Raw genomic sequence first — 16775 nt, 5'->3', positions numbered from 1 at the left:
TTTCTCCAATTCTCCGTCCTTTAGTAAATCATAAATCGACAATCTTTTTTCTCACAAAAAATATAAATGAACCCCCCGCACTTAATCACTTAAGATTTCCAATCTATCATCCAACGTCGAATAAAACGTATTGAATACCGGAACAGCTTGTTCATCCTCATTGTCATGATCCCAAAAGATCGTCAACCAATCTTCGAAGCTGGATAATGTCTTCACAATGGCTTTTGAGCTTTGACTAATAACCCCTAATCTGTATTCGTTATTAGGGGTTCCATCCTCACATATGAATACCCAGTGATCATTGGAGTTAGCAACGGCATCAAACATAGTAAGAGAAATAAGACGATGGGAGGCAATAAATTCATCTGTCTCTCGAATGTGTACTTTATCGGGAAGATCCGGAAGAATCACTTTACTCTTACTTACTGTTCCACAAGGGGATTTCTCGCTAACCCCGCCGATAGGTTCACAATCCAGTAAAAATACCCCATTAGAGAATTCGCTTACAAAAGTACAGAACGATTGTGGCAGCTTCATCCCTAATCTATCCTCGAATTCGCTAATATCCTGATGATCTGCAACCTCATATCTATCCACATCAGGATACCTTTTTTGAAAGCGATTCGCAAACTCTCTAACGTCCATTGCAATCACCCCTCTTATATTTAATTACTCGAGAAGTAGATAATAACTAGCTTTATTTTTCAAAAACAGAGTGATATGTTTTATAGTGCAATTCCAGCTGGCTGGCGATTTGAAGAAGGAGCGCGTCCGCTCTCTTGATCAGGTTCATTAAATATGTAGGTTGTATTTTGCTGATGAGGGAGCTCTCATGTGATAAATAGGATATGGTCTGTATAAATATCAACGATTCTACGTTTAGCCCTGAATGCTTAGAAAACATCCGCAGTATGTCGTCTAACACAATATTGGATGTTGGTCGCCTTCTCTCCTTCTTTATATATAATGCATTGAGCATGGATTCTAGTGCCCTGTTGCATAACAATAAACTGACATGAAGCAAGTTTTTGTCCAGGAAGTGCAGGGATAAGTTCATATATTCTTGAGAGGAAATAGTACAAAGAATCATCGTATCGTGGTAAGAGTAATCGGCTTCCTTCTGGAATGGTGGATTCGCATTTGGGTCGGTCTCACTTGCTACCATCGATTTCATGAATTCCTTCGCTCCCTTTTAACTAAGAAGGTAATCTAGTCATCCAATTTAGTATTTTTCAGTATCTGTACTATACCATTGTAAACATTTTGTAGGCAATAGCCTACGGAAATTCCCTTATAGAACCACATAAGATGAATTTAACTATCAATAAGGGGTTATAACGTGACTAATCATTGTAATAAATCGATAGAGTTACTTGCCTTCGGCAGGGCTCTTCGAAAGACTCGCAAAGAAAAAGAGCTCACCCAAGATCAGTTAAGCCTCTATTCCCGTGTGGACCGGTCTTACATTAGTGAACTTGAGAATGGGGAAAAAGCGCCTACCCTGCTCACGATTACGGCATTAGCAAGGGCGCTTCATGTTAAAGCATCGCTACTGATTGAGGGGTATGAGAGGGAATTAGAGAAATAAAATGTTAGTTTCCAGTTTAAGATTCAAGGATCTTCTGAATTTCCTTCATCAGATACGTGTAGGACATCGCCGCAGCACAGAACCAGATCGGATTGACGATCCTGAGTTGATTTAAGAAGAAGCTCGCCAGTTTCCTGCATACGATACTCGACATCTGTATGATTGGCCTTGGCACCACCTGCAATCTTTTTTAATGTGTAAAATAGACTTTCCGAAGGAACTCGTCCGCTTCTTCCTTCACGTCTTCATAACGCTGCTCAACTTCACCATATTCCGTGAATCCATGCAGGATTCCGTACGTCCAACGAAAGGAGTACTGGCCAGGTACTCCTTTCTTTTAATTATCCCTTCTCTCTTACAAACTGCTGCAGGTCCCAGCTGCATGATGAAATTCGCCCACCACGATAAGATCAAATTCGTCCGGTGCGAATGATTCACGATGCTTCTTCATCCCTAACCTGTAGATTGAAGCAAACAACGCAATCCGCGTTCCCTTCTTTTTTGACACCGTTATAGATACTAAAAGTTCGGCCTTTGCATTCATAGCCAGGTTCAACTCCATCCCCAGCGAGAACCTTTACTTCAGTTCCCCGTTCGATCGCACTAAGCGTTGTCGTCAACATCAATTAAATACACCCGCTCCTGAAACCCGCCTCGAGCTTTCGCCTTCTTCTCCCTCCAATCTTCAAGCTCTTCCCATGTTGCCCCATGCACGACCGCCAACGCCCGGATAACCTCAAGCATATCTGCAAGTTCTTCCAGCGACTCCTTTGGACTTGGAGCAGTAAAGTATTCCTCTGACTCTTCTTTGAGCTTTATGATCAATTCTTTCTTATACTCTTCCTCATCCAAAATCCGTGTGCGAAATTCTTTGCCTGTAGCTTCAATGACTTGGGGAATCAGATCCCGAATTAGCTTATTGTAAACCGGCATAGATTCTCATCCTTTACATGGTTAATTGTATATTCATATTGTATCTTACCTTAGAATTAATGAACTATCTTCGATTTCTATAGAAACTAAAGAGATGCCCCTATGAATGTGAGCCTGCGAGCTCACGGGATGCACCATCAAATCAACATAGCCTTTATATCACTCAAGATCCATTAGTCGCTCAACAGTCTCCCTTTTTTCCAGGTAAAAGGATTTGACCTTTTTTTACAATAGGCGCTACGTTACTTTCTTTATGTTCCTGCTTACAGCCTTACTTTCCCAGACAAAAATCATTTTCTGTTGGTTGCAATAGTAATAAAAAAGGAGTAGACAAATTTGTCTACTCCTTAATACCGACTTTATTAATTTAATGAATATATTACTCTTTTTTTTGATCTAATCGCCGACGAAATACTAAAGCCGAGACAGCGAATATAACGAAAGCTACTGTTGAAGCAGCAGTAACCATCTTCAACACATCTCCTTTTGGGGATTCGAACAATAGAGCGACCGAGATGATTAAAACAGCACCAGTTAAACCCATTCCTAAAATCGAGATCGCCAAAATCTTATTCATCTAGTCACCTCACAGGTAATTGAAACAAGCTACCGCTCCAGCGATACCACCAGCACCAATAACTGCATATGCACCGATACATGTCACACATATCGGAGCAGTTACTGGTGTCGGTACTGCACACGAACCGCCACACGCAACTGCAATGCTGCACGTCCCTGTTCTCGGTGAACGGTCGTATGCGGGAAACCTCGTCATAAACCTACTCCAAGGTAGCGAAACTCACAAGCTCCCCAACCGCATTGAACAGCCTCACCAGAGAGACGCCAACTAAGATGGCGTCCCTGTTTGGGCAGGACATTCACTATCAGGGCTTAAAAATAAATCCAGCCTTATCGCCCCATCAATTGAGGCCTTACATCCGTAAAGCCCTCACCCGGCTTACGCAGAGCTTCCAAAACTACCTGCGCATTATACCCGTCATGGAAATCATAGATGATACCGGACTCTCCGTTCAAAAGTTGAACGATTTGCTTAAGGATGGGCAGCGGACTGACAACGTCGTCCACAGATACAGGCTGCAGACCGGTATCCTTGCCGCCCTGGTACAGGTTGCGCCAATTCTCCAATGCCAGGGTACCTTCTGCCCCGTGGATCACCAGGGAAACACGCTCCTCCTCTTCCCGTTGGTCGGTTCCCGATAGATGAATCTCAATTTCATCATGTAATCTGAGAACGGCCTGGACACGGCTTTCGGACTGATTGGAATCCGGCGGAAACTCGATCTCGCTCTTCACATGCGTAATCGGACCGAACAACTGCTGGATCATCTGGATCCAGTGAATGCCAACCTCCAGCAAGTATCCGCCCTGCTGTCTTGACGTGATCCATGGATTCTGCTGCCAGGCCCTCGGCCACTGCGGAAACTCCAGGAATAGGTCCATTCTGTGGATCGGGCCGATCGCCTGCTCCTCAAGTAATCCCTGCAGCTTCAGTACGGCCGGGTCAAGCGGAAGCGAGAAATGCACCGCATGGAGCCTATTTGCCTTCTCGGCCAGCTCCACCAGACTCCGGGCTTCAGTCAAGCTGTTAGCCAGCGGCTTCTCACAGAAGACGTGGATGCCCTTGTCGAATGCGATCCGGGCCACGTCATAATGCAGAGACGGCGGAACCGCGATATACACGAGATCCATGGACACCTCGTCCAGCAGCTGACGATAGTCGGTGTACAACCGTGGACGAATCCCTGCTTCTGCGACTTCCCGCTCCAGACTGGATGCATCACTGTCGCAAATCGCGACCAACTCGATCTTATCCGCATATTGCGGCAGTAAGCGGTGAATCATATGCCGACCCATGTGTCCCAAGCCGATGACGGCCATTTTTAGTTTGCTCATCCTGTTCTCCTATTCCATTCACGATAAAATTTTGTCATTGAATGCCACGCCCTTATTATAGATCAAGGTCCAACTGCGCGTACACTCAGATATTACCATTCACTCCACACCCTTCAACGACTCAATCATATGAATCCGCGTTACTTTTTTCCGAAGCATGAGGTTGGAGATAAGGGTCAGGATGAACGCCAATATAACAGATGCCAGGATGATAACAAGGTTTAATTGATCCGGGATTTGCTGATGGGTACTCGAAAGCGCCTTGATGATGATGGAATAAACATAACCGCTGATCGGCAGAGCGACAATGACCGCAAAAGCGGTTAATAACATATTTTCAGAGAAGATCAGCCGGTTGATTCTGCGTTTGGGATAGCCTAATACCTTCAGGGTGGCAAGCTCGCGATTCCTTTCGTATATGTTGATGGAAGAGATCGTGTAGATGGCACCGAAGGACAGAATGACCGCACAGATGATAAACATGATGAAGATAAAGCTGTTTTGCTTCAGCATATATTGCGCTGATTTCTTGAGATCATCCTTGTCTGCAATGGCATCCACCTTCGGGTCTTGTTCAAAAAAGCCGCGAACGCTCGCCAGATCTGCAGCCCTCTCGACGCTCACTAACAGTGAGGAAGGAGCGTAATCGATCCCCAAGCTCTTCATGTAGCCCGGTGTGCTGTAGAATGACGGGTTCGAATACTGTGTGGATATATCCAGAACCTTCATATCGACGTTGGTTTGATTAAGCTCTGGTGCTGTGAATTGCATCCGGATCATATCCCCTTCGGAAATACGATACTGATCCGCGTAAGATTTAGGTACAAGCACACCATGATCCTCCAACGATAGCCGATTCCCTTTTTCATCATAAAAGTGGATCAGCTCATTCTCTTGCTCCGTAACCACAAGCGTAGCCTGTTCTTTGTTCTCCCCTTGGATGAATTCCACAGGGTAGGTGGACAATCCGTAACTTTCTGCAATGCCAGGGGGCAGTGTTACCGTATCCGGGAACGATCCCGTGTAATAATCGACTCGTAAGTCATACGTATTTACCTCCTCAATTTGGCCGGCTACCTGGAGCAGGGCCGTCTGCGTGCCAAAAGCCGTGATCAACAAAACCGTACTGACCACAACACCAACCGAGCTTGCGAGTGCCTTTTGTTTATTTAAGAATATATTTCTTAGCATGATCTTGTAGCTGTATGGCAGCCGGCGCCACAGCCCGGGAACTTTCTCGATGAGCAGCTTCTTCATCTTCTTGGGCGGTTTCGGACGCATCGCCTGGGCAGCACGTTCTTGTAATATTGCTCTGCCGCTTAAATAACAGGACAGCATGCCAAAAGCGCTGGAGCATATCATCGGAGGAAGGAGTGTAAAAAACGAAAGGGTGAATGTCAGGTCTGGCAGGGAATAGGATCTTCCAATCGACGTTGTAATGAGTGGAATGAACAGGGCGGCGGCGATGGCGTAACCCAGGATGGAGCCGATGACACCTGCCAGCACAGGGTAGCCCATGTAATGAAGCAGGATGCTTCTATTTTTCACCCCTAATGCCTTCATAATGCCCACTTGATTGCGCTGGGAATCGATCATCCTTGACATGATCAGAAACAGGATCACCGCTTCAATCAAGAAGAGAACGATCGGGATCACCCGGCTCATCAGTTTATTGTTATGGATCGTTTGGTGGATTTGGGAATAATTGAAGGTCCGTTCTTTGCTCATCTGGCTCACATAAGGGAGTGAACCGGAATTGGCTTCAATGGCCTGCCCTATCTTGTCAATGTCGTAACCATCCTTGGCATCAATCAGGATCTCATTGTAAAAAAAGCTGCCTGCGATTTCAGATATGGTCTCCTCGGGGATATAGGCTGCTCCATAAGCTTGATGATCCTGGGTTTCGTTCTTTTTGGCATGCTCCACATTCTCATTCAAGCCGCTAATCGTGAACGTCATATCCTTGTCATTCACACGGAGGCTGAGGGGATCACCGACACGGTAATGATGCGCCCCGGCATAATGGGAGTCCAATAGGATCTCATTCGGCTTGGATGGCATCCTGCCCTCAATCATCTTGGGCGTGTTAATTTCATTAGGTACAGGAATTGAATGCAACGTTAGTGCAGCTTTATCATCTTCAAAGGACTGTGTGGCATGAACGGTGTAACGGCCTTCGATATGATGAATGCCCTCCATACTGTGTAGACCAGCGGCGTCCTCCGCAGAGATTTGACTGTAAAATACGTTCAGATCGCTTAAATTATGCTCTTCAAAATACCCCTTCGTATAGGCGCTAAGATTGTCGCTTAAGGTGACCAGCCCCGTGTAGAAAAAGGCGCCCACCGCGATAACCAATACAATGGCTATGAATTGCCCCATCGATTGTTTCATATCCCTTAATAATTTCAACGATAAAATCTTCATCACCACTCGATCCCTTCAACGCTTTGTTTGTGATCATTGATCGTGATGCTCTCGATCCTTCCGCTCTTGACGCGGATCACTTTATCCGCCATCGGCGCTATGGCCGAATTATGGGTGACCAGAACGACGCAGGTCTTCGTTTCCTTGTTCAAATCCTGAAGGAGCTTTAAGACTGACTTCCCTGTCACGTAATCCAAAGCACCGGTGGGTTCGTCGCAGAGCAGAAGTGCGGGATTCTTGGCAACCGCTCTCGCGATCGCAACTCGTTGCTGTTCGCCGCCAGAGAGCTGGGAAGGGAAGTTCTTCATGCGATTCGCTAGTCCAACCTTATGTAAAATATCACGGGCGTCCAGATGGTCCTTACATACCTCTGTCGCAAATTCAACGTTCTCCAGCGCATTCAAATTCGGGATGAGGTTATAGAATTGAAATACGAAGCCAACCTGCTCCCCGCGGTATTCGGTTAATTTCTTCTCGCTCCATCCCGTAATCTCTTGATCCCCAACAAACACATGTCCTGAGCTAGCGGTATCCATCCCGCCGAGAATGTTCAAAATCGTGCTTTTTCCCGCCCCGCTGGCTCCTAAAATAACGACGAATTCCCCCTCTGATATGGAGAAATCAACGCCCGCGAGGGCTTGAATCTTCACTTCGCCGATTTGATATGCCTTGGTTACATTTTTGAATTCGATTAACGTTGCCACTTCTTACATCTCCTCGTATTAAAAATTTCAGTTGGCCTTGATGCGTCTAATCTCCATGTTACACCCTACGTTTCAAGAGACACCCGACAAGCGATGTATTCCATCATCAGCCTCAAGAAGGGTTTTGCTCAACTACTGGCTAAGGGATTTCCCCTCCATTCCTGAGGAAACACGAGCCTCAAGCAAACAAAGAACCCTTCCGAAGAATCCGGAAAGGCTCCCATCTCACATTGTTTCTCCTGCCGCGCTTACAATGGCTGAATCCGGACGAAATTTTCCAGAGGCGAAAAAAAAAGACCGCCATCCTACTGAAGGATAGCGGTCAGTTCCATTCTGCTAACTGTTTTCCAAAATATCATTGAAGAGTTGTCCGCCGCCATCGACATCAATGATTTTAAGGCGACTCGTGTTTTTGATAAAAATGGTCTTGTATTTCTCCACACCGTCTGGGTTCGTGAGCAGAAGAATGCGTTCATTTTCGTTATCGGTTACCGTTCGAAAGGTGTAATCTTGCGAATCCATATTCCGAACAATCACGTCATATTCGGGAAGTGCAGACCACTCGCCGTGGTCTAGGCTTTCCTCGGCTGATTCGTTGTTTTGCTGCGACGTCTCGGTCTGTACAGATTGTTCGTTATTGCCTGTGGCATTCCCATTATCCGCCGGGTTCGATTGGCAAGCCGTCAGCAGCGTTGCGGCCGTAATCACAATCAAAAGCATTTTGTTCATTCGAAGTCATCTCCTGTTGCGTTAGTGCTTTTTATTAAGTTATTTGTTGCGGCACCTGACCTTTGCTGTGCAATGAAATGTGGTTTAACTTAAAAGCGTCTCTGAAGCGAGCGTAAACCCTTCAATCGCGACATCTTCGTCCACTTCAATCATGATGCAGCGTTTACCTTGGTAATTAACCTGTTTGACGTACCTTAAATCCTGCGGACTAACCGAAATCGTAGCTACCTTGGTTTCGATCTTAATGGATTTGGAAGTAAACTTCGGCAGGACGCTGGTTGCTTTCATCTCATAGTTCTTGTTGTCCACGATCGTTTCGAATGCCCGCTCCACCTTCTCGGTTGTCACATCCTCTACGCCGCTTGCGTTCAATACGCGCTCCAGATCTTTATAATCCAGCTTCGGAGGTTCTTCCTCCTTTGTCTCTTCGTTAATTTCGATCACTCGGTTGATTTCCTCGTAAACCTGGGCAATAGTGGCTGAATCGAGCTGTTCTCCGGCCACTTCCTTGACGATATCTTCGAAGATCGCTCGCTCTTCAAGTGCCGTCACCGATCTTTCCCCGTTCAAGACCTGTTCGACAAAATGCGGATCCGGAAAATTCGATTTTCCCGTACAATACAAAATACGATTCACATCGGAATAATTGTCCGTCACGCTAGGGTACAGGAATCCTTGCTCCGGCGTACTTAACTTGATAATCGGATCTACAATGACATTGTACTTGAACTCCCTCTCCACATAATCGAACAAGAGCGTCTTCCGTTGTTTCTCCGTAGAATTCACACTGCATAAAATGAACGGATGAGCAAACACCTCGTTCTTCTCGCTCTCTTCCGCTTCATCGTTTCTCGCCTTGGTTGGCATATAATACTGTCCCCGAACGAACGTGACCACCATATCCCGCTCATATTTGGCATCCGCCAGCATTCTCTCGACAAGCATCAGCATCAAGTCCTGCCATTCTTCCGGGTCACCCGATACGAGAGCTTGGTGAAGCAGTACCTGCGCCGGTTCCTCCGCTGCTTCCTGAAACCTCAATTCGAACAATTTTTGATCCAGTTCGCCGGTCAGCAGTTTTTTGAAATTACCCATATATAACTCTTGCTTCTCCCGATCCACCAGCTCGAACGGCAGACGCTCCCAGTGATAGATTTCATTCGTTTCCTTCGTAATATAGACATTGAGAATATCGTAAATATTCAGTAAATCGTGGTCCAGCTTAAATTGCTTGCGTATATTGGCGACTTCTTTTTTGTTCATATCGGACTCTGCAGCTCCTTAGATATATTCTGGCTTAATTAGTATAGATTATTGGAACATAGATTTGTCAGCGATCTTGCGGCTTGTATTGCTGTGCCTAGGGCCAATTCTCCCGTGCACCTGATCTTCTATTGTGGCATATTTGAAACCCTGAGTCGAGTACATATCCTTGTGGGAACCCATATCAAAACAACGAAGGCTTCTCCTATTCCATGCTGCAGATGCTCCCCCCAAACACGCTGCATACAAAAAAAGATGACTCCTAGGGTCCATAAGCGGCCCGTTGAGTCATCCCTATTAGCTCAAGATGATGTTTATCCCAATTTAGTTATTCCAGTATTGCTTGGCAATCTGTTGACCTTGGTTGATTTTTGCCCATTGCTCGGCTTCGCTGAGCTCGTTACCGCCATCACAGGATGCAAAGCCGCATTGATGCGAGAGCAGCAGGCGGTCCTTATCAATGATTTTGGAGGCTTCATCAAGCAGACGGATGACGCGCGCTTCATCATCAAGCGTATTGGTTTTGGAAGACAGCAAGCCCAGAACAATCTCCGTATCCGGTCTGTCCTTGAAAACCTCCAGTGTTTCAATCGAACCCGCACGATCATCATCCCACTCCAGGAAGAATCGATCATATTTCAACTGCTTCAGGAACAGATTGGCGATTTTCGCATAAGATCCACCGCCCATGTTGCGGGAATCATAGTTACCGCGGCAGTTGTGTGTCCACATTTTCAAGCCGAGGCTATGACCGAAATTAATCACGGTATTGTTAATATCAATAAATTCGGTGGCGAGACCCTGTACTTCCACTTGATTAATATGCTCCCCTGTAAACGGAGAGTTCGGGTTGTCGTCTGCAAACAGCTCCCACAAGCAATCATCGAATTGCAGGATTTTGCCGCCTGCCGCAGCGAATTCCTCCACGAATTCCTTATACGCGCTCACAAGACCCGCTTTGAGCTCCTGTTTGTTCTGATAAACCGCATCGGTGCCACCAATGTTATCCGACCAGGAAAGTTCACCGTAAATATGGGAAGGAGATGGGACGCAAAGCTTCGTCTCCTGATCGCCTGCCGTATCTTGGAGCTGTTTGAACAGCTGAATGAAGTGATGATTCTTTCCGCTCAGTGCGCCCGTAATGCGCAATCCAATATCTTTGCGTGTTTCATATTTCGAGGTTCCGTCCACATCCCGGAAGAAGTAGCCATGGTCAGCAATATAACGCTCAACTCCGCCAAAACCCCATACAAAATCCAGATGCCACATCGATTTGGAGAATTCGCCGTCCGTAATAACCGACAGGTTATGCTCAATTTCCTTGTTCACGACCTGTGTGATCGCCTCTGTCTCGCACTCGGCATACCCTTCAAAATTCTCATAGAACGGGTACTGGATATCATCACGGTGTTCAATTTGCGTTTTATATTTCAGCAGCTCTTCGGGCCGCAACAAACTTCCTACGATCTGGAACTTATCCGTCATGTACATAACCCCCTCGTTGTATAGCGATATCATATCACGACGAGCAGAGTTAGAAGGCATACCAAAAGATCATAACTAGTTATAGCTAAAAGCTATAGGGAGAATAATACTGCACAACTGTAGCTACAACGATAAAATTGGGTTTACTTAATGCGGACTTTGCTGACAAGAGCTCTTTTGCATGTACGAAGATTTTTCTGCTTCTTGCAATGACTTGAAGACGATCCTCTGGAACGGTTCCTTTGGTATTTTTTCTGACGGCTTCAATCTCTTCATTGTCCACAGGAATTTGGATATCCGGATCATTCTTATTCTCTTGCTCCGTCTGATACCATCGGATTAAGCCCGTTGTATCACTCATATTGAGTACGTTCTTCTTAACTACGGCAAGATAACAAATTCCGGATTTAGTAGATAACGATAACTGGTTGCCCGGTATTCGACCCTTCCATGTAACGCAGAAGAGAGAAAGCTCTCCAGTTGTTGCTTTAATTTGCTCCAGAACATGGATCCTCCTATGTTCTCAAAGCCTCACTACCCGTATTTCGTGGCAGTTTTTGCAATGACACCTATAGTGCCAGGCTAGTTTGATTTAAAGTTAAAATTTTGCCCTTCCGGGCTACACAGTTTTATGTTTCTATGTGATACATGAAAGTGAATTATAGTTACTCCTATATATTCATCAATAATTAACTGGCATAATAAACTCGATTATACATATGAAGAGCACTCCATTTCGGAGTGCTGCTGTATTTTATCATATTAATTTTCATTGTAATTCCCCACTCTTTTTTTACAGAATGTTTAAAATAGACAATATTCGTTCGAAAATCTTACTCTTATCATCTTCTATTGTATATTTCCTGTTATTTATTAAAAGTTGTCCTTTCTCATTTATCTCTATAGTATAATTATAAGCTCTATCTTCATTTATAGAAAAAAAATATATATTTAAAAAACGAGTATCATTTTTAATATTTTTATTCCCCAATGAACGAGTATATTTAGTGCTTTCAAACACTTCTATTATTTCCCTGATTTCTTCCGGTTTAGTGATTTCAATGGATAGATTCTCAACTCCATTGTCATCGATAAAATCAGAAAAATAGATTTTGTTTATCTTATTCTTTTCTGGAAGTAGTTCGTCTGCAGATAATGGAAGCTTATAATAGATAAAAATACCAACTAGAACTAAAATTAACAGAACAGAACTTGATATAATTTTTTTCTTCATAATTGACACACCTCATCAGGTAAAAGAGAGAACTGATAACCTCTAATCAGTTCTCTCAATAGTAAATAATTCAATTAGCTTGCGCTCCGAAATCTCATTCCAAAATAATCGTGGTAATAAATTCGTTCATTCCAATGTGTCAAGCTAGCTTTGAATTCATAAGCCTTTTGGTCAGCAGAAAACCAACTAGGTGATTTCATACTGAGTCCTTTTTGATTTCTTTGAGTAACAACTCCATTCTTGATTTTATCTATATACACTTCATATTCTGCAATATTATCAGTAACAGCAGCCATATCATAGTCAGCTGCGGGGAACATGACACTAGTATACTTACGATATTTTGTTTTTTCTACCACATATACTTTAATTTTGTCATCAGTATCTCCTCCGAATGATGAATCAGTGCCGAAAATCTCTATGAATGATTTCACGACACCATATGCAGGTATGGAACCTAAAATAGCATCAAGACCTTCTCCTGCAGCTGCTTTGAGAGCTTGATTAAATAATTTTTTATACTCTGCTTGCGCTTCGGCCTTATCACTATACTTTCTTTCACCTGTTTCAGTTGAATAATTTGTTATATGCAAAACTTCATCTTTGTAACGTAAAGACCCCTTCCCTGTATAATATACGGGTGGTAACCAAGTACTACCAGATGGAGATACATTACCACTTGGCTCATATGCGTGTAAATTATTAAGCAAATTAGGCGTATAGACAGTTATAGAAAAACCACTTTGTTCAGTTTCATTTGCTTTTTTTATTATGCTTTTAATATCTTCTTTGATATAGTCCGAAAGACTCTCATCATTATTGATACTATTAAAATCCTCAAGATTAATCTCTTTTTTTCCTACAAGCTGATATTGACCGTCCACTGTTTCGATTAAATAATTTTGAACGGCATCCTTGTCATTAAGCAATTCATAAATAACATCGTCCTTTTTCTTGACTTTGTAACTTTTATTGCTACTGTTGATTGATACCTTTTCTCCAAAGACACCATTACCCATATACTGTAAGGAAAAGGAATCGCGATTACTCTCATAGGTCTCTGCAGAAACACCAGAACTAAAGCTCCCAATTATAACACTTAAGGAAAGCAAGCAGGCAGTTATTCTTCTTTTTCTCATTTTCTCAAAATCTCCTTTAGAAATACCTATGTAGCCTGGTGACTGTTACTCGTTCATACGAAAGATTCTATAATGAAAATGCGGCTTGATTTCATAGTTATTTCTTTTTTTTAACCGGCCGGGTTAACATAACTTTAACATATATCCTAAATATTGGAATATAGGATAAAAGAATTATATTAATTGAAAAAATAGGAATAAAAAGGTCGAATTTCCACAATATTTGTCGAGTATGCTCCCTTGTTGTTTAAACCAAGCTTATATTACAGAATTTAGGGGATATAGGGGCTGTTTACCTTATCAACATCTTCTCTTTCAAGCATCCTTGTACTAACCTTTTCCTGATATTCATTATAAATTTAGATAATTTGTAATCACCTTGATACTAATAAGTTGTGTGTTCCCTAAATCATATCAGTAATTTACAAACAGTTTTGATACAGAAGTTGGCCCCTTTTATCTTTGGCATACAACAGCAACACTGCTCAATACCCAAGGCTTATACAGGCATTCGCTGTGAACGATCAATCCGGTCACGTCTATTTGCTTAACCAATGCTTTTCTGAATGTGCGGAGCACGAGTTCATTGTCGTTGCGTTCGCCGATTTCGTAAGCCACAATTTCGTTATTAAAAAGATCCTTAATGGCCCACAGGTATACCCAACGCTCTCCAACAGGGTACTGAGTAATGTCGGTTACCCATCTTTGATTTGGTTTTTCCACAGTAAAATTCCTTTTCAGACGGACTTTCTTGTGGTTCATCCAAATCCCATGATCTTGCCAAAGGAACAACTGAAGCTGCCGATAGCCATACTTTCCTTCATAACGCTGATAACCTTGGAACACGTGCTTCTTTGCCTTTGTATCACGATCGATTCGTTTGCGCTTTAAATAAGCGTAATAACCACTTCGGGAAACACCAAAACGTGGGAGAGTTTCTGGATATCTCCGTATACTACTATCTTTTCCATGATCTGATATCTCTCTTGTTTACTTCTCCTTCCAGGCGACCAAGCACTTTTTTAGCAACTTATTCTCCCGTTTCAGCTTTTGCACTACCGATCCTGACTCATATATTGCTTCCGACGCCCCCGTCCATCCAGTAGCCCAAACTCGCCTAGCTCCCTATATTTTCTCATCCATTTTTTCACACGATCTGCGCCCTGAACCTCCAAGTGCTTCGTAATTCGGCGATACGTCCACTTCTCTTCGATGTGAAGACGAATAGCTTCCTTTTCAGTGCAATTGAATATGTCTAAACTTTTGTCCCATAAAAATACACCCCCTAGAATTTCATCGGTTGAACCCGGGGGTTTTTCCAATGTCTATTCTAAGGGGTACACTTCACATCAGCAAGGAGGCGCGCTTTACTACGATCTATTAATCCTTCGATCAATATGAGACTATATGCAAAAACCTATCCATTAACTGAATCTTTGCTGTTCCTCCACCACAAACTCATCGAGCAACGCACGTACTTCACGTGTGGACTTAGCGTTCATTAAGCTATTTCTGAGTTCACTTGCTCCTCGGAATCCACGGACATAGATTTTGAAGAAGCGGGCAAGAGGGCTGAACGAACGTGGCAGCTGTGCAGAATAGTGATCATGGAGATCCAGATGTAGCCGCAGCAGATCAAGCAATTCCTCACTGCTGCGTTCCTTCGGCTCCTTCTCAAAAGCAAACGGATTCTGAAAAATGCCGCGGCCAATCATAATGCCATCCACGCCGTATTGTTCAGCGAGCTTAAGGCCGGTCTGACGGTCCGGAATATCTCCGTTAATGGTTAGCAGTGTATCAGGTGCCACCTCATCACGAAGCTTCTTAATCTCCGGAATCAGTTCCCAGTGAGCATCTACCTTGCTCATTTCCTCTCTTGTTCGCAGATGAATAGACAGATTCACAATGTCTTGTTTCAAGATATGGGTTAACCAGCCGCGCCATTCGTCTACGCTGCTAAAACCAAGCCTTGTTTTTACACTGACGGGCAGTCCCCCGGCTTTAGCGGCCTGGATAAGTTCCGCTGCAATGTCGGGACGGCAGATCAGACCGCTTCCCTTGCCGTTCTCGGCTACATTCGCTACAGGACAACCCATATTAATATCGATGCCTTTAAAGCCTTCCTTCGCCATGCCGATACTCATCTGACGAAAATATTCCGGCTTATCTCCCCAGATATGGGCTACCATGGGCTGTTCATCCTCTGTAAAAGTCAAACGTCCGCGCACACTATGGTTCCCCTCCGGGTGACAATAACTCTCAGTATTCGCAAACTCCGTAAAAAACACATCCGGTCTGGCTGCTTCACTTACAACATGGCGAAACACAACATCCGTCACATCTTCCATGGGCGCCAGCACAAAAAAAGGTCGTGGCAAATCACGCCAAAAATTGTCTTTCATATTAATAACCCCTCTATATATACCAGGACAAATCCAGTCCCGAAAATAGTAAATACAACCTGTTCGTGCCCTTGCTTTTTCTTCACTTATAACATGTTTAAGCAGCGTAAATCAATCGACAGTATATGTTAATCGTAGCAGCAGTGAATACACTCCTAAAACGATGTGCTCCTTTTCAATGCAAGAACATTTTCATAACGTACTGCGCCGCAGTTCATAAAAATACTGCACAGCGGGATGCTTTAACTTCATCTTCTCTGCCATGTTTAAAATTCGCTTTTTGCCAACTCGTCTGTCCACCAAAGCTAAAATATTCAATAAGATATCATTGCTCTCCAAGCTTTCATCTATAGAAGTCGATAAAAACGTAGTAGCTACCACAGTGAAATTGGATTTACTTAATGCGGCCTGCGCGGACAAAAGCTCTTTTGCAAGCTCTGAAATTTTCCGGCTTCTTGCAATGACTTGAAGACGATCCTCGGGAACGGTCCCCTTGGTATCCTGTCTGATCGCTTCAATTTCCTCGTGGCTGATCGGAATTTGGATATTCGGATCATTCTTAATTTCCTGCTCTGTCTGATACCATCGGATGAAGCCCGTTGTATCACTCATATTAAGGACGTTCTTTTTATCTACGGCAAGATAACAAATTCCGGATTTATCAGGTAGATAACGATAACTGGTTGCCCGGTATTCGACCCTTCCATGTAACGCAGGAGAGAGAAAGCTCTCCAGTTGTTGCTTCAATTTGCTCCAGGACATGTAATCCCCCTATATTCTTAAAGCCTGATTCACCCGTACTTCGCGGCAGATTTATGGCAATGACACCTATAGTGCCAGGCTAGTTTGATTAAAATAACATATATTCTAAAGGTAAAATAATTCCCTTGGATGAAGGTCTATCATACCATGATTATAGCCATATACGGAAACAAGAGAACCGCCTTGAATGGCAGT

General features: G+C 43.7%; 19 protein-coding genes and 1 pseudogene. 1 reads left to right on the top strand and 19 read right to left on the bottom strand.

The window, feature by feature from the left end; genetic code table 11:
• Nucleotides 1–81 precede the first annotated feature (81 nt).
• Both PGL02S_RS11685 and PGL02S_RS11680 read right to left on the bottom strand, forming a co-directional pair.
• Nucleotides 82–645 carry an SMI1/KNR4 family protein gene (locus PGL02S_RS11685; protein WP_036640796.1) on the bottom strand — a complete coding sequence of 188 codons (564 nt, stop codon included), beginning with the start codon at nt 643–645 and terminating at the stop codon, nt 82–84.
• Between the two features lie 52 nt (nt 646–697).
• Nucleotides 698–1174 carry a hypothetical protein gene (locus PGL02S_RS11680; RefSeq protein ID WP_006208393.1) on the bottom strand — a complete coding sequence of 159 codons (477 nt, stop codon included), beginning with the start codon at nt 1172–1174 and terminating at the stop codon, nt 698–700.
• Between the two features lie 165 nt (nt 1175–1339).
• Here PGL02S_RS11680 and PGL02S_RS11675 point away from each other — a divergent pair, with 165 nt between their 5' ends.
• Entirely contained in the window at nt 1340–1588 is a 249-nt protein-coding gene (locus PGL02S_RS11675) for a helix-turn-helix domain-containing protein (protein ID WP_006208392.1), read from the top strand.
• A gap of 16 nt (nt 1589–1604) precedes the next feature.
• Here PGL02S_RS11675 and PGL02S_RS28160 read toward each other — a convergent pair whose 3' ends face one another.
• From PGL02S_RS28160 to PGL02S_RS11600, 17 genes and pseudogenes are all read right to left on the bottom strand, one after another.
• Nucleotides 1605–1742, bottom strand: a complete 138-nt coding sequence (locus tag PGL02S_RS28160; protein ID WP_164762862.1) for a hypothetical protein — start codon at nt 1740–1742, stop codon at nt 1605–1607.
• Between the two features lie 201 nt (nt 1743–1943).
• Entirely contained in the window at nt 1944–2150 is a 207-nt protein-coding gene (locus tag PGL02S_RS28155) for a DEAD/DEAH box helicase family protein (protein WP_164762861.1), read from the bottom strand.
• 41 nt (nt 2151–2191) lie between these two features.
• A complete protein-coding gene (locus PGL02S_RS11670; protein WP_036640798.1) occupies nt 2192–2521 on the bottom strand; it encodes a nucleoside triphosphate pyrophosphohydrolase in 330 nt (109 codons plus the stop codon).
• 379 nt (nt 2522–2900) lie between these two features.
• Nucleotides 2901–3098, bottom strand: a complete 198-nt coding sequence (locus tag PGL02S_RS11665; RefSeq protein ID WP_006208388.1) for a hypothetical protein — start codon at nt 3096–3098, stop codon at nt 2901–2903.
• Between the two features lie 332 nt (nt 3099–3430).
• Nucleotides 3431–4435, bottom strand: coding sequence for a Gfo/Idh/MocA family protein (locus PGL02S_RS11660; RefSeq protein ID WP_036640799.1), 1005 nt, complete (start codon nt 4433–4435; stop codon nt 3431–3433).
• 99 nt (nt 4436–4534) lie between these two features.
• Nucleotides 4535–6862 carry an ABC transporter permease gene (locus PGL02S_RS11655; protein ID WP_036640800.1) on the bottom strand — a complete coding sequence of 776 codons (2328 nt, stop codon included), beginning with the start codon at nt 6860–6862 and terminating at the stop codon, nt 4535–4537.
• Nucleotides 6862–7566, bottom strand: coding sequence for an ABC transporter ATP-binding protein (locus PGL02S_RS11650; protein WP_036640802.1), 705 nt, complete (start codon nt 7564–7566; stop codon nt 6862–6864). Before PGL02S_RS11650 ends, PGL02S_RS11655 begins: the two co-directional genes overlap by 1 nt.
• Before the next feature lie 336 nt (nt 7567–7902).
• Nucleotides 7903–8295, bottom strand: a complete 393-nt coding sequence (locus PGL02S_RS11645) for a hypothetical protein (protein WP_036640804.1) — start codon at nt 8293–8295, stop codon at nt 7903–7905.
• 84 nt (nt 8296–8379) lie between these two features.
• Nucleotides 8380–9558: a DUF4317 domain-containing protein gene (locus PGL02S_RS11640; RefSeq protein ID WP_036640805.1), complete on the bottom strand. Its 1179-nt coding sequence runs from the start codon at nt 9556–9558 to the stop codon at nt 8380–8382.
• Between the two features lie 324 nt (nt 9559–9882).
• Nucleotides 9883–11043: a cobalamin-independent methionine synthase II family protein gene (locus tag PGL02S_RS11635; RefSeq protein ID WP_036640806.1), complete on the bottom strand. Its 1161-nt coding sequence runs from the start codon at nt 11041–11043 to the stop codon at nt 9883–9885.
• Nucleotides 11044–11164: 121 nt separating this feature from the next.
• Nucleotides 11165–11550 (bottom strand): annotated as a pseudogene (locus PGL02S_RS11630) (SF0329 family protein); the annotation flags it as partial.
• 286 nt (nt 11551–11836) lie between these two features.
• Complete coding sequence (locus tag PGL02S_RS11625) at nt 11837–12277, bottom strand: hypothetical protein (protein ID WP_036640807.1); 441 nt, start codon at nt 12275–12277, stop codon at nt 11837–11839.
• Between the two features lie 74 nt (nt 12278–12351).
• Nucleotides 12352–13416: a hypothetical protein gene (locus tag PGL02S_RS11620; RefSeq protein WP_036640808.1), complete on the bottom strand. Its 1065-nt coding sequence runs from the start codon at nt 13414–13416 to the stop codon at nt 12352–12354.
• A gap of 456 nt (nt 13417–13872) precedes the next feature.
• Nucleotides 13873–14139, bottom strand: a complete 267-nt coding sequence (locus PGL02S_RS11615) for a DDE-type integrase/transposase/recombinase (protein WP_157659628.1) — start codon at nt 14137–14139, stop codon at nt 13873–13875.
• 332 nt (nt 14140–14471) lie between these two features.
• A complete protein-coding gene (locus tag PGL02S_RS29110) occupies nt 14472–14738 on the bottom strand; it encodes a helix-turn-helix domain-containing protein (protein ID WP_107338562.1) in 267 nt (88 codons plus the stop codon).
• 102 nt (nt 14739–14840) lie between these two features.
• Nucleotides 14841–15818 carry a tRNA dihydrouridine synthase gene (locus tag PGL02S_RS11605; protein ID WP_036640811.1) on the bottom strand — a complete coding sequence of 326 codons (978 nt, stop codon included), beginning with the start codon at nt 15816–15818 and terminating at the stop codon, nt 14841–14843.
• Nucleotides 15819–16010: 192 nt separating this feature from the next.
• Nucleotides 16011–16580 (bottom strand): SF0329 family protein, encoded by a 570-nt coding sequence (locus tag PGL02S_RS11600; RefSeq protein WP_036640812.1) that lies wholly within the window; start codon nt 16578–16580, stop codon nt 16011–16013.
• Between the last annotated feature and the right edge of the window lie 195 nt (nt 16581–16775).

It is taken from the genome of Paenibacillus glucanolyticus NBRC 15330, from assembly GCF_004000885.1.
Lineage (GTDB): Bacteria > Bacillota > Bacilli > Paenibacillales > Paenibacillaceae > Paenibacillus_AQ > Paenibacillus_AQ glucanolyticus.
This window is presented reverse-complemented; position numbering and strand designations above follow the sequence as displayed.